At 62.2% G+C, this 19,863-nt stretch carries 18 protein-coding genes; 2 read left to right on the top strand and 16 right to left on the bottom strand.

Annotation, left to right across the window (positions count from 1 at the left end; genetic code table 11):
- Nucleotides 1–15: 15 nt before the first annotated feature.
- The 16 genes from JNO51_RS00760 to gatC form a co-directional block, all read right to left on the bottom strand.
- A complete protein-coding gene (locus JNO51_RS00760) occupies nucleotides 16–747 on the bottom strand; it encodes a cell division protein FtsQ/DivIB (protein ID WP_215780227.1) in 732 nt (243 codons plus the stop codon).
- Nucleotides 737–1,648, bottom strand: a complete 912-nt coding sequence (locus JNO51_RS00755) for a D-alanine--D-alanine ligase (RefSeq protein WP_215780225.1) — start codon at nucleotides 1,646–1,648, stop codon at nucleotides 737–739. The genes JNO51_RS00760 and JNO51_RS00755 overlap by 11 nt, the downstream gene beginning before the upstream one ends.
- Nucleotides 1,649–1,689: 41 nt before the next feature.
- The gene (murC, locus tag JNO51_RS00750; protein WP_215780223.1) at nucleotides 1,690–3,075 is read right to left on the bottom strand and encodes a UDP-N-acetylmuramate--L-alanine ligase; all 1,386 of its coding nucleotides are present in this window, start codon (nucleotides 3,073–3,075) and stop codon (nucleotides 1,690–1,692) included.
- Between the two features lies 1 nt (nucleotide 3,076).
- On the bottom strand, nucleotides 3,077–4,147 hold the full coding sequence (gene murG, locus JNO51_RS00745) for an undecaprenyldiphospho-muramoylpentapeptide beta-N-acetylglucosaminyltransferase (protein WP_215780221.1): 1,071 nt from the start codon (nucleotides 4,145–4,147) through the stop codon (nucleotides 3,077–3,079).
- A 17-nt stretch (nucleotides 4,148–4,164) separates the two neighbouring features.
- Entirely contained in the window at nucleotides 4,165–5,310 is a 1,146-nt protein-coding gene (gene ftsW / locus JNO51_RS00740) for a putative lipid II flippase FtsW (protein WP_215780218.1), read from the bottom strand.
- Between the two features lie 11 nt (nucleotides 5,311–5,321).
- The gene (gene murD, locus JNO51_RS00735) at nucleotides 5,322–6,689 is read right to left on the bottom strand and encodes a UDP-N-acetylmuramoyl-L-alanine--D-glutamate ligase (RefSeq protein WP_215780216.1); all 1,368 of its coding nucleotides are present in this window, start codon (nucleotides 6,687–6,689) and stop codon (nucleotides 5,322–5,324) included.
- Between the two features lie 8 nt (nucleotides 6,690–6,697).
- Nucleotides 6,698–7,783, bottom strand: coding sequence for a phospho-N-acetylmuramoyl-pentapeptide-transferase (gene mraY / locus JNO51_RS00730; RefSeq protein WP_215780214.1), 1,086 nt, complete (start codon nucleotides 7,781–7,783; stop codon nucleotides 6,698–6,700).
- 1 nt (nucleotide 7,784) lies between these two features.
- Entirely contained in the window at nucleotides 7,785–9,146 is a 1,362-nt protein-coding gene (gene murF / locus JNO51_RS00725; protein ID WP_371822866.1) for a UDP-N-acetylmuramoyl-tripeptide--D-alanyl-D-alanine ligase, read from the bottom strand.
- Nucleotides 9,127–10,620 (bottom strand): UDP-N-acetylmuramoyl-L-alanyl-D-glutamate--2,6-diaminopimelate ligase, encoded by a 1,494-nt coding sequence (locus JNO51_RS00720; RefSeq protein WP_215780211.1) that lies wholly within the window; start codon nucleotides 10,618–10,620, stop codon nucleotides 9,127–9,129. Before JNO51_RS00720 ends, murF begins: the two co-directional genes overlap by 20 nt.
- A gap of 13 nt (nucleotides 10,621–10,633) precedes the next feature.
- Entirely contained in the window at nucleotides 10,634–12,376 is a 1,743-nt protein-coding gene (locus JNO51_RS00715) for a penicillin-binding protein 2 (protein WP_215780209.1), read from the bottom strand.
- Nucleotides 12,376–12,645 (bottom strand): cell division protein FtsL, encoded by a 270-nt coding sequence (gene ftsL / locus JNO51_RS00710; RefSeq protein ID WP_215780207.1) that lies wholly within the window; start codon nucleotides 12,643–12,645, stop codon nucleotides 12,376–12,378. Before ftsL ends, JNO51_RS00715 begins: the two co-directional genes overlap by 1 nt.
- Nucleotides 12,642–13,604 carry a 16S rRNA (cytosine(1402)-N(4))-methyltransferase RsmH gene (gene rsmH, locus JNO51_RS00705; protein WP_215780205.1) on the bottom strand — a complete coding sequence of 321 codons (963 nt, stop codon included), beginning with the start codon at nucleotides 13,602–13,604 and terminating at the stop codon, nucleotides 12,642–12,644. The genes ftsL and rsmH overlap by 4 nt, the downstream gene beginning before the upstream one ends.
- Nucleotides 13,601–14,047, bottom strand: coding sequence for a division/cell wall cluster transcriptional repressor MraZ (mraZ, locus tag JNO51_RS00700; protein WP_215780203.1), 447 nt, complete (start codon nucleotides 14,045–14,047; stop codon nucleotides 13,601–13,603). Before mraZ ends, rsmH begins: the two co-directional genes overlap by 4 nt.
- Nucleotides 14,048–14,345: 298 nt before the next feature.
- A complete protein-coding gene (gene gatB / locus JNO51_RS00695; protein ID WP_215780200.1) occupies nucleotides 14,346–15,776 on the bottom strand; it encodes an Asp-tRNA(Asn)/Glu-tRNA(Gln) amidotransferase subunit GatB in 1,431 nt (476 codons plus the stop codon).
- A gap of 15 nt (nucleotides 15,777–15,791) precedes the next feature.
- A complete protein-coding gene (gatA, locus tag JNO51_RS00690; protein WP_215780198.1) occupies nucleotides 15,792–17,243 on the bottom strand; it encodes an Asp-tRNA(Asn)/Glu-tRNA(Gln) amidotransferase subunit GatA in 1,452 nt (483 codons plus the stop codon).
- Nucleotides 17,244–17,318: 75 nt separating this feature from the next.
- Complete coding sequence (gene gatC / locus JNO51_RS00685) at nucleotides 17,319–17,606, bottom strand: Asp-tRNA(Asn)/Glu-tRNA(Gln) amidotransferase subunit GatC (protein ID WP_215780196.1); 288 nt, start codon at nucleotides 17,604–17,606, stop codon at nucleotides 17,319–17,321.
- 219 nt (nucleotides 17,607–17,825) lie between these two features.
- Here gatC and JNO51_RS00680 point away from each other — a divergent pair, with 219 nt between their 5' ends.
- Both JNO51_RS00680 and mreC read left to right on the top strand, forming a co-directional pair.
- Nucleotides 17,826–18,869, top strand: a complete 1,044-nt coding sequence (locus JNO51_RS00680) for a rod shape-determining protein (RefSeq protein WP_133682305.1) — start codon at nucleotides 17,826–17,828, stop codon at nucleotides 18,867–18,869.
- An 83-nt stretch (nucleotides 18,870–18,952) separates the two neighbouring features.
- The gene (mreC, locus tag JNO51_RS00675; RefSeq protein ID WP_215780193.1) at nucleotides 18,953–19,861 is read left to right on the top strand and encodes a rod shape-determining protein MreC; all 909 of its coding nucleotides are present in this window, start codon (nucleotides 18,953–18,955) and stop codon (nucleotides 19,859–19,861) included.
- The last annotated feature ends 2 nt before the right edge of the window (nucleotides 19,862–19,863 follow it).

The following is a 19,863-nucleotide window of genomic DNA, read 5'->3' as shown; positions in this document are numbered from 1 at the left end:
TGTCGCTCCAACTGCTTACTTTTTACCTTGAGCCGCCTGCGATGCCTGATACCCCGGCATGCGGACAGCGAATCCATTCGGATAACGCATATCGACGTAGCTGATCGGGTACGGCAGCCTTGCCAGCGTTCCCTTCCAGTGGGTCGTGAACCGGAGCGCGCGATTCTCGACATCGCCCCGTCCCAGCTCGATATGTACCCCGTTATCCAGCTCAACACTCCATGCGCGCCGATCAGACAACACCAGCCGCACGATCTTCAAATCTGCCAGGGCGAAGTCCTGCTTCAGCCGCTGATACATCTGCGCCATGTCCTTCTGGGCGCCTGCCGGACCGTAAAACACCGGCAGATCATTCTGGTCGCTGGCGGCGTCAAACCATGTGCCATTGACATCGACCAGCCCGTCCTCCCCCCAGCGCGACAGCGCCGCATACTCGTCAATCGAGATCTCCAGCGTATCCGGCCAGGTTCTTCTCACCTGTGCGCCCCTGACCCAGGGCAGCTTGCCGAATGCCGCACGCGTACGATCAATGTCCAGGGTAAAGAACGAACCGGTCAGTTCATGCTCGGCAATGAACTTCAGCTGTTCCGGCGTGACCCGCTGCATCTTTCCGGTGATGCGGATCTTCTTCACCGGGAACACCGGTGCATGCGTTACCCAAAACCCACCTGCGTACAGCAACATCCCGATCGAGACCAGCAACAGCAGATTCGCCAGCCTGCGCAACGCGATGTGGTTATCCCACATGCGCCGTATCCAGTACCGCCAGACACAGATCCTCGTAGCTCATGCCGGCCTGACGGGCGGCCATCGGCACCAGACTGTGGCTGGTCATGCCCGGGGCGGTATTCACTTCCAGCAGGTAAGGCTGACCGGCCTCATCCATCAGGAAGTCGATGCGGCCCCACCCCTGCCCGCCAAGTACCTTGAAGGCACGCAGGGCATATTCGTGAACCCGGGCCTCGGTGTCGGCCGGAATCCCCGACGGACAGCGGTACACCGTGTCATCACGGAAATACTTGGCGTCATAGTCATAAAACTCGGTCGCCGGCTCGATCTTGATGGTCGGCAGCGCACGCTCGCCCAGCATCGCGCAGGTGTACTCGCCACCACCAATGAACTGCTCCGCCAGCACCAGGCTGTCGTACTTGCGGGCAGCTTCGTAGGCTGCACGCATTTCCGCCGCGCTTTTCACCTTGCTGATGCCGATGCTCGAGCCTTCACAGGCAGGCTTGACGAACAGCGGCAGTCCCAGTTCGGCAACCACCTGATCCAGGTCCGTCTGCTCATCCAGCAGACGGAACGCCGGAATCGGCAGCCCGGCGGCCTGCCACAGCAACTTGGTGCGCCACTTGTCCATCCCGATGGCCGAAGCCATGACGCCACAACCGGTATACGGCAGCCCGAGGGTTTCCAGCGCGCCCTGCAGCGTGCCGTCTTCGCCAAACGGGCCATGCAGAATGATGAAAACGCGATCGAAGCCTTCCTCCTTGAGCGCCGACAGCGGCTTCTCGGAAGGATCGAACGCGTGCGCATCCACCTGACGCGACTGCAGCGCCTTGAGCACGCCACTGCCGCTCATCAGCGACACCTCGCGCTCGGCGGAGGATCCGCCCATCATCACTGCCACTTTGCCGTACTGCTTCATTGCCTTGTTTCCTGTGCTGGCCGCCTGTGCGGCCGGTTTGCTTAAACTTGTGCCACCACTTTGGCCGGCACGGCACCAATGGAGCCTGCCCCCATGGTGATCACCACATCGCCGTCGCGGGCAGCATCGAGAATCGCCTGCGGCATGTCGTCGATGCTTTCGACGAAAATCGGTTCGACCTTGCCGCCGATCCGCACGGCACGCGCCAGGGCACGGCCATCCGCGGCCACGATCGGGGCTTCGCCCGCGGCATACACCTCACCCAGCAACAGACCGTCCACGGTGTTCAGCACCTTGACGAAGTCTTCGAACAGGTCGCGGGTGCGGCTGAAACGGTGCGGCTGGAAGGCCAGCAGCAGCCGGCGGTCCGGGAATGCGCCGCGGACGGCAGCCAGCGTCGCGGCCATTTCGACCGGATGATGGCCGTAGTCGTCGATCAGCGTGAACTGCCCGCCATCCTTGCTGGCGACTTCACCGTAGCGCTGGAAGCGACGGCCGACGCCGGCGAAGTCAGCCAGGCCCTTCTGGATCGACGGAATATCTGCACCGCACTCCAGACCGATGGCAATCGCCGACAGGGCATTGAGCACGTTGTGGCGGCCCGGCAGGTTGAGCAGGACCGGGAAGCGCTGGCCGTCCTTCAGCACGACGTCGAAACGCATGCGGCCGGCATCGGCGACCAGGTTCTCGGCGCGGATATGGGCATCGGCATCAAAACCATAGGTCGTGACCGGCTTGGTGATACGCGGCAGAATCTCGCGCACATTGGCGTCGTCGACACACAGCGCGGCACACCCGTAGAACGGCAGGCGCTGCAAGAAGTCGACGAAGGCCTGCTTCAGCTTGTCGAAGTCATGACCATAGGTGTCCATGTGGTCGGCATCGATATTGGTCACGACGGCCATCACCGGGGTCAGATACAGGAAAGAAGCATCCGACTCGTCGGCCTCGGCCACCAGGAACTCGCCCGAGCCCAGACGCGCATTGGTGCCGGCCGCCGTCAGCTTGCCGCCGATGACGAAGGTCGGATCCAGTCCGGCAGCGGCCAGTACCGAGGACACCAGGCTGGTGGTGGTGGTCTTGCCGTGGGTACCGGCAATGGCGATGCCCTGCTTGAAGCGCATCAGCTCGGCCAGCATCAGCGCGCGTGGGATCACCGTAATGTTCTGGGCCTTGGCGGCCATCACTTCCGGGTTGTCGGCCTTCACGGCCGTCGAGGTCACCACCACATCCGCACCCTGCACATACGTGGCATCGTGCCCGAAATACACGCGCGCCCCCTGGCCGACCAGGCGCTTGGTGGTGGCGTTATCGGACATGTCGGAACCGCTGACGGTATAACCCAGGTTCAGCAGTACCTCGGCGATGCCGCTCATGCCGACACCGCCAATGCCTACGAAGTGGATGTGATTGACTCTGTGTTTCATTTCATTCTCTTGTCAGTGCCTCGCAGGCATCGGCGACGCGCGTGGCGGCATCGACGATGGCGAGACGGCGTGCGTTGCGGGCCATTTCCAGGCACTCGTCACGCGTCAATGTTTGCAGGCTGGCCGCCAGGCTGGCCGGCGTCAGTTCCTTTTGCGGCACCAGACGGGCTGCACCGGCCCGGGACAGGTAGCGGGCATTGCCGGTCTGGTGGTCATCCACGGCGCTGGGCAACGGTACCAGCATGCTGGCTACACCGGCCGCGGCCAGTTCGGCTACCGTCAAAGCGCCGGCACGGCAGATCACCAGATCGGCGCGGGCATACTCGCCGGCCATGTCATCGATGAAGGCGCGGCAATCTGCCTCGACGCCGGCATCGGCATAATGCTGTTTCAGGGCATCGATCTGCTTGACGCCGGCCTGATGCACCACCTGCGGTCGCTGCGCTTGCGGCAACAGGGCCAGCGCCTGCGGCAAGGTTTCGTTCAGCACCTTGGCCCCCAGGCTGCCGCCCACCACCAGTACGCGCAGCGGGCCGCTGCGATCGGCAAAGCGGCTTTCCGGCTCGGCCACGGCGGCGATCTCCGGACGTACCGGGTTGCCGACCAGGCCGTCATCTCCCGGGAAGGCACCCGGGAAGGCAAACAGGGTGCGGCTGGCAATCTTCGACAGCAGGCGATTGGTCAGCCCGGCCACCGAGTTCTGCTCGTGAATCACCAGCGGCTTCCACAGCACGCGGCTCATCAGGCCACCCGGGAAGCCGGTATAACCACCGAAGCCGACAGCGATATCCGGACGGTGGCGCAGGATGACGCCGGTGGTACAAGCCAGGGCTCGCGCCATCATGAAGGGCAGCGAGAGCCAGCGCTTGAGACCGTTCTTGCGCATGCCGGCGATGCGGATGGTTTCGATGGCATAGCCGTGCTGCGGCACCAGACGGGTTTCCATCCCGCCCGCGGCACCGAGCCAGATCACCTGCCAGCCGCGCCCCTTGAGGACGTCAGCCACGGCCAGTGCCGGGAAGATATGCCCCCCGGTACCACCCGCCATGATCATTACGGTCTTGTTTGCCATCATCGTTTCCATGCGCCTCAGCCTTTGTAGCCGCGCATGATCCTCCGGTTTTCGTAATCGACGCGCAGCAACAGCGCCATCGAAATCAGGTTGAACAACATCGCCGAACCACCAAACGACATCAGGGGCAGCGTCAGACCCTTAGTCGGCAACAGACCCATGTTCACGCCCATGTTGAAAAAGGCCTGAATCCCGAGCCAGATGCCGATGCCCTGCGCCACCAGCGACTGGTAGTAACGCTCCAGCTTGCGCGACTCGACCCCGATGTGGAACGCGCGGCGCACGATCCAGGCATACAGGGCAATCAATACACAAATGCCGAAAAAGCCGAACTCTTCGGCAATCACGGCCAGAATGAAGTCGGTGTGCGCTTCCGGCAGGTAAAACAGTTTTTCCACACTTGCGCCGAGCCCGACACCGAACCACTCACCACGACCGATGGCGATCAGCGAGTGCGACAGCTGATAGCCCTTGCCGAACGGATCATCCCAGGGGTCCATGAACCCCAGCACCCGCTTCAGGCGATACGGCGAGCTGATGATCAGCAGCACGATCGCCACCAGCGCCATCGCGGCCAGCCCGCTGAAGATGCGCATGTTGATGCCGCCGAGGAACAGAATCCCCATGGCAATCGTCATGACCACCATCAGCGCGCCGAAGTCCGGCTCGCGCAGCAGCAGGAAGGCCACCACCACCATGGCGACAAACATCGGCAGAAAGCCTTCCTTGAGGCTGTGCAACTTGTGCGACTTTCGCACCGTGTAATCTGCCGTGTAGATCACCGTGGCCATCTTCATCAGTTCAGACGGCTGCAGATTGATCACGAACAGCGAGATCCAGCGCCGCGAACCGTTGACCACCTTGCCGATCCCCGGGATCAGCACCGCCACCAGCATCAGTACGCCGATCAAAAACAACTTGCCGGCGTATTTCTGCCAGAAGGCCGTCGGAATCTGAAACGCGACATAGCCGCCGGACAGACCAATCACCATGAAAATCACATGGCGAATCAAATAAAAGTACTTGTTCTGCGTTGCCGCATCGGCTTCCGCATAAGCAATCGAGGCCGAGTACACCATCACCAGGCTGATCGACAGCAACAGGGCAATGGCCCAGGCCAGTGCCTCGTCGATCACGCTGGTGGCGGCATACTGTCCTTTCATGCTGGCCACCGTCATAGCCCGCGCTCGCTCTGCACGGCGCGCACGGTATCAATGAATACCTGGGCGCGCTCGGCATAATTGCGGAACATGTCCAGGCTGGCACAGGCGGGCGACAGCAACACCACATCACCCGATTGCGCCAGCGCACAGGCGGCACGCGTCGCATCCTGCAGCGTCTCGAAGTGCTGCAGGGCAATCTCGCTGCCGGACAGCGCCGCAGCGATCTTGTCGGCATCGCGGCCGATCAGCATCACCTTGCGCACAATGCGCTGGCAGGCCGGCGCCAGCGGCGCGAAATCCTGGCCCTTGCCATCGCCACCGGCAATCAGCACCACCGGACGGGTCATGCCGTTGAGCGCCGCTACCGTGGCACCGACATTGGTGCCCTTGGAGTCGTCGATGAACTTGATACCGTCGAATTCATTGACCAGCTCGACGCGATGCGACAAGCCGCGGAAGCTGCTCAGACCGGCCAGCAGGGTCTCGCGAGCCAGGCCGATGCCTTCGCACAGCGCCAGTGCCGCCAGGGCATTGGCGGCATTGTGCAGTCCCTCGAGCGGGAGCTGTGCCAGGTCGAATGACCGCTGGCCATCCAGGCACAACCAGGCCTGCCCCTCTTGCTGCTGCAGCCCGTATTCAACACGATCATTCAGCGCGAACCATTTGATGGCATGCCCCGGCCGCACCATGGCGCGCACCAGCGGGTCTTCGGCATTCAGTACCTGCACGCCGCGGCCGTTGAACACGGCGGTCTTGGCATGGGCGTAATCCAGCAGATCGTTGTAGCGATCGAGGTGATCCTCGGAGATGTTCAGTACCGTGGCCGCATCGGCGTGCAGGCTGGTGGTGGTCTCCAGCTGGAAGCTGGACAGTTCCAGCACCCAGACATCCGGCTGCTTGCCGCTGGCCTCGCGCTGCGCCAGGGCTTCCAGTACCGGCAGGCCGATATTGCCCGCCACTTCGGCATCCAGACCGGCATGGCGGCACAAATGTCCCACCAGCGTGGTCACCGTGCTCTTGCCGTTGGAGCCACTGATGGCAATCACGCGCGCGTCACTGCCGGCGATGGCACGGGCAAACAGCTCGATATCGCCGACCACCTCGCCACCCCGGGCGCGATAGGCGGCAATGGCCGGGGTGGACAATGCCACGCCCGGGCTGACAACCAGCAGTTCGACGCCGTCGAAGGTCTGTGCGTCAAAGGCGCCGGCACGCACCGTCACCTGAGGCAGTTCGCGGTGCAGCACGTCCAGGTTGGGCGGCGTGGCACGGCTGTCGGCCACCGACACGATCGCGCCGTGCGCGGCAAGCCAGCGCACGGTGGCCAGCCCGGAATCTCCGAGCCCCACGACCATGATGTGACGGTTGGCAATATTCATTTTCATTCTCAGCGCAGCTTGATGGTCGACAGGCCGATCAGCACCAGCATCATGGTGATGATCCAGAAACGCACGACCACCTGCGTCTCTTTCCAGCCCTTCAGTTCATAGTGGTGATGCAGCGGTGCCATGCGGAACACCCGCTTGCCGGTGAGCTTGAACGATGTCACCTGGATCATCACCGACAAGGCTTCCATCACGAACAGACCACCCATGATGAAAAACACGATTTCCTGCCGCACGATGACGGCCACGGTGCCCAGCGAAGCCCCCAGTGCCAGCGCCCCGACGTCGCCCATGAACACCTGGGCCGGATAGGCGTTGAACCACAGAAAGCCCAGGCAGGCGCCGCAAATCGCCGCGCAGAATACGGCCACTTCGTGGGCCCCCGGAATAAAGGGCAGGCCGAGGTATTTGGAAAACACCGCGTGGCCGGCAATGTAGGCGAAAATCGCCAGCGCTGCCGCCACCAGCACCGTCGGCAGGGCCGCCAGACCATCCAGGCCGTCGGTCAGGTTGACGGCATTGGAGGCGCCGACAATCACCAGATAGGTCAGCACGCAGAAACCGATGGCGCCGAACGGATAGATAACGTTCTTCAGGAACGGCACGATGAACTCGGTCGATGCCGGCAGGCTGGCGGTGCTCACCAGCAACACCCCGGCGCTGATGGCGATCAGCGACTGCCAGAACATCTTGGCGCGGGCCGAGATTCCCTTCGGGTCGCGGTAGACGACCTTGCGCCAGTCATCGTAAAACCCGATGGCACCGGTGCTCAGCATCACGGCCAGCAGAATCCAGACATATTTGTTGCGCAGGTCGGCCCACAGCAGGACGGTCAGGGTGATCGACAGCAAGATCAGCGTCCCGCCCATGGTCGGCGTCCCGGCCTTGATCAGGTGGGTTTGCGGACCATCGGAACGTACCGCCTGGCCAGCCTTCAGCTCGGTGAGCTTGCGGATCAGCATCGGCCCCAGGCACAAGGAGATCCCCAGCGACGTCAGCGATGCCAGCACGGCACGCAAGGTCACGTAGTTGAAGACACTGAATGCGCGAATATGATGCGCAAGCAAATCAGCTAACCAGAGCAACACTTCATTTCCCCTTCTGGCCGACCAGGTGGTCGACGACACGATCCATGTTCATGAAGTGCGAACCTTTGACCAGCACAGTCGCCTGCGGCGGCAAGGCGCCGTCCAGCCAGGCCAGCAAGGGTTCGATCGCTTCAAAATGCTTTGCCGGCGCGCCATAGGCCTCGCTGGCATGGCGGCTGAGTTCCCCCAGCGTCACCATCATTTCGACGCCAAGCTGACGGGCAGCCTGACCAATTTCGGCATGCAACTGCGGCGCCGTCTCGCCCAGTTCGCCCATGTCGCCCATCACGAACCAGCGCGGTGCACGCAGTCGCGACAAGACTTCCAGCCCGGCATGCATCGAATCCGGGTTGGCGTTATAGGTGTCGTCCAGCACACTGGCCCCATTGCGGGCGGTCTTCTTTTGCAGACGCCCCTTGGCGCCTTCGAAGGCCATCAGGCCGCGCGTGATGGCAGCAGGCGGTACATCCAGCGCCAGCGCCAGCGTGGCGGCGGCCAGGGCGTTGCGTACGTTGTGCTCGCCCGGTGCGGGGATGCGTACGGCCATCTCGCCCAGCGGGGTGTGCAGCGTCATGCTGCTGCCGTCACTGCCCAGGGTGTAATTCAGCGCCTGCACATCGCCCTGCTTGAGGCCAAAACGCAGCACGCGATGCGCACCGGCGGCTGCGGCAAACAGTTCGGCATTCGGGTCTTCGGCGTTGAACACGGCCACGCCATGTTCCGGCAGGCCCTCGAAGATTTCCGACTTGGCCCGGGCAATGCTCTCGACCGAGTCAAACTGGCCCAGGTGGGCACGCAGGGCATTGTTGATCAGCGCGACATCCGGACGAGCCAGCGCGGTGAGATAGCTCAGCTCCCCGGTATGGTTCATGCCCATTTCGATCACGGCATAGCGATGCGAGGCATTCATGCCCAGGAGCGTCAGCGGCAGGCCGATGTCGTTGTTCAGATTGCCGGCGGTCATCAGGACGGCATCGGCACCGGCGTGGGCACGCAGGATGGCGGCCAGCATTTCCTTGACCGTGGTCTTGCCGTTCGAGCCGGTCACCCCCACCAGCGGCAGGTCGAAGCGGGCACGCCAGCCGGCGGCCAGCTGACCAAGCGCCAGCCGTGTATCGGCCACGGCGATCAGGCTGCCTTCCTGCTCAAGCGCAAACCCTTCGTGAACCACGGCGGCCACCGCCCCCTGTTCCAGCGCTTTTGCCACGAAATCATGCGCATCGAAGCGCTCGCCCTTGAGGGCAACAAACAGATCGCCCGGCTGGATGGCCCGGCTGTCGGTCACCACACGCATGATCTCGGCATCCGCGCCGATCAGCTGGCCGCCCGCCAGGCGTGCGGCTTCAGAGAGCGTCAGCATCATGTGTCTTGCCCCATTCGGTCAGTGCATCTTCAGCGACGCGAAAATCGGAGAACGGCCGTTTGACGCCGTTGATATCCTGATATTCTTCGTGCCCCTTGCCGGCAATCAGGATGATGTCGCCAGCCCGTGCCTGCGCCACGGCCCAGTGAATGGCCGCTTCGCGATCCACTTCCACATGGCCCGGGTGCTTCATGCCGGCCAGCACCATATTGATGATGGACAGAGGATCTTCGGTACGCGGATTGTCGCTGGTCAGCACCGCGACGTCGGCAATCCGCTCGGCAATCCCACCCATGATCGGACGCTTGCCGTTGTCGCGGTCGCCGCCACAGCCAAACACGCAGAACAGCTTGCTGCCGGCCGGACGAATCTCGGCCAGCGTCGACAGCGCCTTGTCGAGCGCATCCGGGGTGTGGGCGTAATCCACGACCACCAGGGGTTCGTGCGCACCGCCGATGCGCTGCATGCGGCCACGAGCCGGCTGGATCTTGCCCAGCGCCTGGGCGGCAATGGTCAGATCGACGCCATTGGCGCACAGGGTAGCCAGGCAGGCCAGCAGGTTGGCGGCGTTAAAGCGCCCCAGCAGCCCGCTGCGGATGTCAACTTCGCCCCAGGGGGTGGTCACATGCATCTGCAGGCCATCGAGCGAATTCAGCAACTTGAGCGGGCGAACATCCCCCTGCTCCAGGCCATAGGTGATCACCCGCACTTGCTCGTGATCGAGACGGCCCACCATGGCGCGACCGAAATCGTCGTCGACATTGACCACGGCGTTTTGCAGCCCTTGCCAGTGGAACAGCTTTTCCTTGGCCGCACCGTAGGCTTCCATGGTGCCGTGATAATCCAGATGGTCGCGGGTCAGGTTGGTGAACAGCGCGGTATGGAAAGCCACGCCATTGGCCCGTGCCTGATCCAGACCATGCGAGGACACTTCCATGGTCACCACATGCGCCCCCTGGCGGCGATACTCGGTCAGCTTGTGCTGGATGGTCACCGGATCCGGGGTGGTATGGGTGGTTTCAGTCAGCTCGCCATAAATACCGTTACCAACCGTACCGATCAGTGCCGCTTTCTGGCCCAGCAGCGAGAAGGCCTGCGCCAGCCAGTGCGACAGCGAGGTCTTGCCATTGGTCCCGGTAATGCCGATCACGCGCATCGCGCGGCTCGGGTCATGGCTGACGTGGCTGGCAATGATGCCGGCGCGCAGGCGCAGTTCAGGCACGGCCAGGTTCGGCACCTGCCAGGCAGGGTTCCAGACGAAGCCATCCGCGGGATCCCACAGGACGGCCACCGCCCCATTGGCAATGGCCATGGGGATGAAGTGGCGTCCGTCGGCAAACGCACCGCCGAAGGCGAGGAATACATCGCCCGGCATGACGCGCCGACTGTCGGACTCGACACGCTTGATGTCGACGCCCAACTGGTTGAGATCTGCCGGATTCCAGTCCGGCAACGGTGACAAGCGACTGAACATTTGTCTGGTTTCTTTAAAAATCCGCCGGTATCGGCGTGGTTGCCGGCAACAGGGTGTTGTTGTACGGCTGATCCGGCTGCACATTCAGGATGCGCAGGGCGCCACCGGCCACATTGGCAAACACCGGTGCCGCCACGGCGCCACCGTAGTACTTGCCGGCCGAAGGCTCATCAATCATCACGGCCACGATCATTTTCGGGTCCTTGCCCGGGGCAAAGCCGATAAACAGGGCACGGTGCTTGTCGGCGACATAAGTGTTGCCGACCAGTTTGCGTGCGGTACCGCTCTTGCCGCCGATGCTGTAGCCCAGGATGCGGCCACCGACGGCACCACCGCCGGGTTCGCTGTTGGCGATCAGGACATCGCGCATCTCGTCGGCAGTTTTGGCCGCCAGAACCTGCTTGCCCGGCAGCGGTGTACCGGTCTTGTACAGCGAAACCGGCATCATCATGCCGTGGTTGGTAAAGATGCTGTAGGCACGGGCCATTTGCAGCAGGCTGACCGACACGCCGTAGCCGAAGGACATGGTGGCCTGCTCGATCGGGCGCCAGGTTTTCCAGTCACGCAGACGGCCGGCGGCCTCCCCGGGGAAGCCCGTGTCCGGCGAGCGGCCGAAACCGAGCGAATCGTAGTAGCTCCAGAAATCCTGCGGCTTGACCATCAGCGCCAGCTTGCTGGCGCCGACGTTACTGGACTTCTTGATGATGCCTTCGATATCCAGACGGTCGGAGTCGGTCACGTCGTGAATCCGTGCCGGGCCGATCATGTAGGGATGGGTGTCGAGCACGGTCTTGACGCTGGCCTTGCCCTCCTCCAGCGCCACGGAGATCGACAGCGGCTTCATGGTCGAACCGGGCTCGAAGGTATCGATCACCGCCCGGTTGCGCATCATCTCGGTGGTGACGCCCTGGCGGTTGTTGGGGTTGTAGGTCGGGAAGTTGGCCAGCGCGAGCAATTCGCCGCTGTGGGCATCCAGCACCACCACCGAGCCGGCCTTGGCCTTGTTGGCCTCGACGGCGGCCTTGATTTCGCGCGAAGCCAGATACTGGATGCGCTGGTCGACGGCCAGCATCAGGGTCTGGCCATCACGCGGCGGTTCGATCGGGCCGACATCCTCGATGATGTGACCACGCTGATCCTTGATCACGACCCGGCGGCCGTTGCTGCCGGCCAGCATCTTCTCGCGTGCCAGTTCGACGCCTTCCTGACCCTTGCCGTCCACACCGGTAAAGCCAATGATGTGGGCAAAAATGTCACCGGCCGGGTAGAAGCGGCGGAACTCCTGCTGCTTGGCAATGCCGGGAATACCCAGCGCCATCACCTGTGCAGCCAGCTCCGGGCTGATCTGACGCTTGAGATAGACGAACTCGCGCTTGTGGTCGGACAGCTTGCTGTCCACCTCTTCCGGCGACATTTCCAGCAGGCGGGCCAGCTCACGCAGCTTGGCCGGCGGCACCGGATCCATGTCGGAAGGGCTGGCCCAGATGGTCTGCACCGGGGTACTGATGGCCAGCGGTTCGCCATTGCGGTCGGTGATCAGACCACGATTGGCTTCCAGCACCATCGAACGGCGGAAGCGCGCATCCCCCTGATTCACCAGGAAGGATTGCTGTGCCACCTGCAGGTAAATGGCACGCCCGATCAGGCCGGCAAACAGCAGGCCGATGGCCGCAAGCATAAAACGGACACGCCCTGTCGACATGCGCAGGGCGGGAGGTGGCGGCACGAAGCGCTTGGCGGGCTGGTAGACCTTCATCAGGTGGCTCCCGCCGTAATGACCTGAACCTGACGCGGATCAGGTGTATGCATGCCAAGTCTGGCTTCTGCCGCTTTCTCGATCACGGCATGCGCGCCCCAGGTGCCTTGCTCCAGCATCAGCTGGCCATATTCGACATCCAGTTGCTGCTGGGATTTCTGTTCTTTCTGCAGATCACTGTAAAGCGTGCGCGAGACGTGCTGCGAGGTCACCACTGACCAGGCACACAGAACAACCAGGGCGAGCAGGATGGCGTTGAGCTTGTTCATGCCCCCTCCCCTTGCCATGTCCCGGCAGTACGCTCGGCCACGCGCATGATGGCGCTGCGTGAGCGCGGGTTGGCGGCGACTTCCTCATCGCCGGCGCGCACGGCCTTGCCGATCAGCTTCATCGGTGCTTCGGCCAGATCGCTGGCACGAACCGGCACCCAGGAGGGCAGCTTGTCGGCCGTGCTGGCATCGCGCAGGAACAACTTGACGATGCGGTCTTCCAGCGAATGGAAGCTGATGATGGCCAGACGACCGCCGAGGGCCAGTCTGGAGACCGCCTGCGGCAGAATGTTGTTCAGCTCGTCCAGCTCGTGGTTGATGTGAATTCTTATCGCCTGGAAAGTCCGCGTTGCAGGGTCTTGCCCCGGCTCACGAGTACGGACGTTTTTCCCAACGAGCACAGCGAGCTCACGCGTAGTCGTGATGGGCTCGATGTCCCGTTGCGCAACAATGGCTGCTGCGATCTTGCGAGCAAACCGCTCTTCACCATAAGTCTTGATAACCTCCCTGATTTCCGCCTCGTCAGCCGTGGCCAGCCATTCGGCAGCGGTCATGCCGCGCGTGGTATCCATACGCATGTCGAGCGGCGCATCGAAGCGGAAACTGAAACCGCGTCGCGCATCGTCGATCTGCGGTGAAGACACCCCCAGATCGAGCAGGATGCCGTCGACCCGGGCAATACCCAGTTGATCGAGAGAACGTGCAAGGGACTCGAAACCGTCATGCACCAGTGTGAAGCGCGGGTCCTGCTCGGACAGGGCACGGCCGACGGCCACGGCTTCGGGGTCTTTGTCGAAGGCAATCAGGCGCCCCTGGGGGCCCAATTGCGACAGGATCAGCCGACTATGCCCACCACGCCCGAACGTGCCATCGACGTACACACCGTTCGGGCGAACGGCGAGTGCGGCAACAGCTTCGTTCAAGAGCACCGTCAGGTGCACGAAGGGGGCGGTGGTCACAGCGTGAAATCTCCAAGGTGTTCCGCCAGGTCATCCTGGCTGATTTCCAGTGCAGCATTGGTCTGGTCGTCCCACTCGCGGGCATTCCACAGTTCGAAGCGGTTCCCCATGCCCACCAGGGCCACTTCCTTGTCCAGACCGGTGAGTTCACGCAAACGCGACGGCAGCAGGATGCGGCCGGCGCTATCCATTTCCAGGGTTTCGGCATGCCCCAGCACCAGGCGCTGATAGCGCTTGAGGGTGGGATTACCGGTGGGCAGGGCCAGCAGGCGGGCTTCAACCGGGCGCCAGTTCGGCTCCGGATACATCAGCAGGTGGTCGGAAGATTCGAGCGTCACGACCAGCTTGTGGCCGAAAGCGGACAACAGCGTCTCCCGGTGTCGGGCCGGAATGGCCAGACGACCTTTGCTATCGAGAGAGACTACGCTGACACCGCCAATCATTTTATTTGCTCACGCTTCCCTTAGAGTGCTTCCATTCTCCACTTTAACCCACTTTGCCCCACTTTTCGCCACTATAAGAAAGAAGTTCCCCACGGTCAATATCGTTAACGGCTAATTCGCCTTATGAGACAAAGACTTAGCTGGAGGGTATGAAGTGATAAACCGAGACAAATCAGTACCTTAAATAATGCACTGAATGTGGGGTGTGAAATGAGAAAAAACCACAATCTGTAGTATTAATCCGAAAAAAATCAGACGGCCGGTCAAGACCGGCCGTCTTAAATCAAAGAATTAACAATCAGGCAGTCAATTTATTCTTGAGTATTTCAAGTACCTGAGCCGGGTTGGCCTTGCCCTTCGAAGCCTTCATGACCTGACCCGCCAGCGCATTGAGTGCCTTTTCCTTGCCGGCACGGAATTCTTCGACTGCCTTGGGGTTGGCGGCAATGGCTTCTTCCACCATTTTCTCGATAGCACCGACGTCGGAGACCTGCTTCAGGCCATCACGCTCGATAATGGCATCTGCCGACAGATCACTGTCCCACATGGCATCGAACACCTGCTTGGCCAGCTTGCTGGACAAGGTATTGTCGGCAATGCGCGCCACCAGGCCAGCCAGACGCTCGGCCGAGATCGGACTACTGCTGATGTCGCGGCCATCCCGGTTCAGCCGGGCTGCGATTTCGCCATTGATCCAGTTGGCCACCAGCTTGCCCTGGCCACCGACCTTGACAGCCGCCTCAAAGTATTGCGCCTGAGCCAGGCTGCTGGTCAGCAGGGCGGCATCGTAGGCCGAGAGGCCGTATTCGCTGGCAAAGCGCGCCTTCATCTGCCCCGGCAGTTCCGGCATCTCGCCGCGCACACGGGCAATCCATGCCTCGCTGATCCACACCGGCAGCAAATCCGGATCGGGGAAATAGCGATAGTCGTGGGCATCTTCCTTGCTGCGCATCATGCGCGTCTCGCCGCTCTCCGGATCGAACAGCACGGTGGCCTGCTGGATCTTGCCGCCGTCTTCCAGCGTATCGATCTGCCACTGGATCTCGTAGCGAGCCGCCTGCTCGAGGAAGCGGAAGGAGTTGAGGTTCTTGATCTCGCGCCGGGTGCCGAATTCCTTTTGCCCCTCGGGCCGCACGGAAACGTTGACGTCCATGCGGAAGCTGCCTTCCTGCATGTTGCCATCGCAGATACCCAGCCAGGTCACCAGCGTGTACAGCGACTTGGCATAGGCGACGGCCTCTTCCACGGAACGCATGTCCGGTTCGGAGACGATCTCCAGCAGCGGCGTACCGGCACGGTTCAGGTCGATGCCGGACAGGCCATGGAAATCTTCGTGCAGGCTCTTGCCGGCATCTTCTTCCATGTGCGCGCGGGTCAGGCGGATGATCTTTTCTTCTTCACCCAGCTGAATGGTAATTTGCCCGCCCTCGACCACCGGCAGATCCATCTGGCTGATCTGATATCCCTTGGGAAGGTCCGGATAGAAGTAATTCTTGCGGGCGAAGACGTTTTTCTGATTGATCTTCGAGCCCAGCGCCAGGCCGAGACGGATGGCCTTGTCGACGGCCGCCTCGTTCAGTACCGGCAGCACACCGGGATAGGCGAGGTCGACATTGCAGGCCTGGGTGTTCGGCGCCGCACCGAAAGCGGTCGAGGCGCCGGAGAAAATTTTGGACACGGTGGACAGTTGCACATGCACTTCCAGACCGATCACGACTTCCCATTTCATAGTCTGTTCTTCCCTTTACAGCGCCGGTGCGCGGGTGTGCCAATCGGTGGCCAGCTGGAACTGGTGAGCCACATTCAACAGGCGCGCCTCGTCGAAATAGTTGCCGATCAGCTGCAGACCGATCGGACGGCCATTGCCGGCGAAACCGGCCGGCACGCTCATGCCGGGCAGGCCGGCCAGGTTGACCGACAGGGTATAGATGTCCGACAGGTACATCTCGACCGGGTCGTTGTTCATCGAGCCCAGGTCGAAGGCTGCCGTCGGCGCCACCGGTCCGAGAATGACGTCACAGTCGCGGAAGGCCGCGGCAAAGTCATTGGCAATCAGACGACGGATCTTCTGCGCCTTGAGGTAATAGGCGTCGTAGTAGCCATGCGACAACACATAGGTGCCGACCATGATGCGGCGCTTGACCTCGGCGCCAAAGCCTTCGGCACGGGTCTTTTCGTACATGTCGACCAGATCGCTGTACTCTGCCGCACGGTGGCCATAGCGCACGCCGTCATATCGGCTCAGGTTGGACGACGCCTCTGCCGGCGCAATCACGTAATAGGACGGGATCGACAGGGCAGTGTTCGGCAGGCTGACGTCGACAACGGTCGCCCCCTGCTTCTTCAGCTCGGCCACAGCCGCGTCGACCACGCGCGCCACATCCGCAGACAGACCTTCGGCGAAATACTCGCGCGGCAGACCGACCCGGAGTCCGGCCAGCGGTCTGGCCAGATCACGGGCATAGTCTTCGGCAGCACGCTCGACGCTGGTCGAGTCCCGCTTGTCGAAACCGGCCATCACATTGAGCATCAGGGCACAGTCTTCGGCCGTCTGTGCCATCATGCCGCCCTGATCAAGCGAGGAAGCAAAGGCCACCATGCCATAGCGGCTGACCACGCCGTAGGTCGGCTTGAGACCGGTCACACCGCAATGCGATGCCGGCTGGCGAATCGAGCCACCGGTATCGGTTGCCGTGGCCACCGGTACCATGCGCGCGGCGACGGCAACGGCCGAACCACCGGAGGAGCCCCCCGGAATGGCGGCGGTGTCCCAGGGGTTTTTCACGGCGCCATACCAGGAGTTCTCGTTGGAGGACCCCATGGCGAATTCATCCATATTGGTGCGGCCCAGCGTTACCAGGCCGGCCTTTTTGCACTGTTCGACCACATGGGCATCGTAAGGCGAGACAAAATTGTCCAGCATGCGCGAGCCGCAGGAGGTCTTCCAGCCCTGCTGGCAGAACAGGTCCTTGTGCGCCATCGGCACACCGGTCAGCAGGCCGGCCTGGCCGGCGGCGCGACGGGCGTCGGCCGCGCGGGCTTCTGCCAGGGTCTTGTCGTGATCGACGGTGATGAAGGCATTCAGCGCCGGGTTCAGCGCATCGATGCGCGCCAGGTAGGCGCGCGCCAGCTCTTCGCTGGAAACGGCGCCGCTCGCCAGTTGCTGCGACAGGGTCTTGAGCGTGGCAGTGATCATTGTTGTCATTCCATTAGCCGTTGGCGCAGGGCGGCACTGGCTGCCACTACGCCCGAATTCGGGTACAGAGAGGGTTTATTCGATGACCTTGGGTACCAGGAACAGCCCGGCTTCGGCCTGCGGGGCCAGGGCCATGAAGGCGGCACGCTGATCGGCTTCGGTCACGGCGTCGGCACGCAGGCGCAGAGCGACATCCTGCGGGTGCGACATCGGCTCGACGTCATCGGTGTTGATCGCCTGCATCTGCTCGATCAGGCCGAAAATGTCATTCAATTGCTGGCCGACGGCCTCGATTTCCTGTTCGGTGACCGCGATGCGAGCCAATTTGGCGATACGCGCGACATCTTGCTGCGTCAGTGACATGGCGTCCTCTTTAAAACCTTTAATCTTTCAAGAGTAATAGGGTATCATAGCCCGTTTGATTCTCCCAAGATTGATGCATCACTGCGGCGCATGCCGATTGATGGGTGGCACTGTCCGGCCCACGATTCAGCAGCCGGGGTGGATTCAAGTGTAAACTCATGGACTTTCGGGCCTCGGGCCCGGCACCCGTCAACGGACAACTGAACCAGGATCGACCCAATGTTTCGTTCGCTAACCGGCTATTTTTCGAATGACCTCGCCATTGACCTTGGCACCGCTAACACTCTGATCTACATGCGCGGCAAGGGCATTGTGCTTGATGAACCCTCGGTCGTCGCGATCCACAACGATGCGCCGACCAACAAAAAATCCATCCTGGCCGTCGGCCTGGAAGCCAAGAAGATGCTCGGTCGTACCCCGGGCTCGATTCAGGCTATCCGTCCGATGAAGGACGGCGTGATCGCCGACTTCACCGTGACCGAACAGATGCTCAAGCAGTTCATCAAGAAGGTCACCCCGAGCCGCTTCTTCTCGGCCAGCCCGCGCATCGTGATCTGCGTTCCCTGCGGTTCGACCCAGGTTGAGCGTCGTGCGATCAAGGATTCGGCCCTGGCGGCCGGCGCCCGTCGCGTCGAACTGATCGAAGAACCGATGGCAGCCGCCATTGGCGCCGGCCTGCCGGTTGAAGAACCGACCGGCTCGATGGTCGTGGATATCGGCGGCGGCACGACCGAAGTCGGCGTGATCTCCCTCGGTGGCGTGGTGTACTCGAACTCGGTGCGTGTCGGTGGCGACAAGTTTGACGAAGCCATCATCAACTACATCCGCCGCAACTACGGCATGCTGATCGGCGAAACCACCGCTGAAGAAATCAAGAAGACCATCGGCTCCGCCTTCCCGGGCGCCGAAGTGCGTGAAATGGAAGTCAAGGGCCGCAATCTGGCCGAAGGGATTCCGCGTTCCTTCACCGTTTCTTCCAACGAAATTCTGGAAGCCCTGACCGAGCCGCTGAACCAGATCGTTTCCGCCGTGAAGATCGCTCTGGAACAGACCCCGCCGGAACTGGGTGCCGACATTGCCGAAAAGGGCATGGTGCTGACCGGTGGCGGCGCGCTGCTGAAGGATATCGACCGCCTGCTGGCGGAAGAAACCGGTCTGCCGGTATTTGTCGGTGAAGAGCCGCTGACCTGCGTGGTACGCGGTTCCGGCAAGGCACTGGAAAAGATGGACAAGATCGGCACCATCTTCACCAACGTACCATAATCACATTGCCAAAGGCCCCGTAGCGCCCTCGGGCGCCGCGGGGTTGCAACCAGTCATGCCCCACCGGGGGAACGCAGGGTCTGATGGATTTTGCCAATAATCCCAGTTTCATTCGCCAGGGACTTTCGCCCGGCTCGCGGCTTGCCATCTGCGTCGCGATGTCGGTTGCCCTGCTGATCGGCGACAGCCAGTACGGGCTGATGGAATACACCCGTCAAGGCATGTCGGTGCTGTTCTATCCGCTGCAACGCGCAATCAACTTCCCCTTGGTTGCCGCACGGCGCATCGACGACTTTCTCACGACACAAAGCACCCTGCAGGCGGAAAACGAAGTGTTGCGCCGGCAGCAGATCGTGCTGCTGTCGCGCGTACAGCGTCTGGAAGCGGCAGAGCACGACTTCGAAGCCCTGCGCGCACTCAACCAGCTCAAGAGCGAACGACCGGACGGCGCCAGCCTGGCGGAAATCCTCTACACCGGCCGCGACCCCTTCTCCTACAAGATCATCATCGACAAGGGCCAGGATTCGAAGCTGCACGCCGGTCAGCCGGTGGTCGATGATCGCGGCCTGATCGGCCAGATCACCCGCGTCCAGCCCCTGACGGCCGAAGTCACGCTGATCACCGACAAGACCCTGATGATCCCGGTCACCATCCAGCGTACCGGTCTGCGTGCCATCCTCTATGGCTACGGCGGCGGTGTCGAAGCCCGCTATCTGCCGATTCATGCCGACGTGCGCCCGGGCGACCTGATGGTCACCTCCGGTATCGACGGCCTCTACCCGGAAGGGATTCCGGTGGCGTTCGTCACCCGCGTCGAGCGCAACCCGGACAGTGCATTCATTCATGTGACCACCATGCCGACTGCCGGCGTCCAGAAGGGACGCTACGTGCTGATCCTGCAGGAAAAGGCCAATATCCCTGCCCGACCGGCCGACCCGGCCACGCCTGCGCCCAAGAAGGGCAAAGCACAACCCGACGATTCCACGGAGTAAGC

It is taken from the genome of Paludibacterium sp. B53371 (assembly GCF_018802765.1).
Lineage (GTDB): Bacteria > Pseudomonadota > Gammaproteobacteria > Burkholderiales > Chromobacteriaceae > Paludibacterium.
Note: the sequence above shows the minus strand (reverse complement) of the source record. Positions and strands in the feature narration are given on the sequence as shown.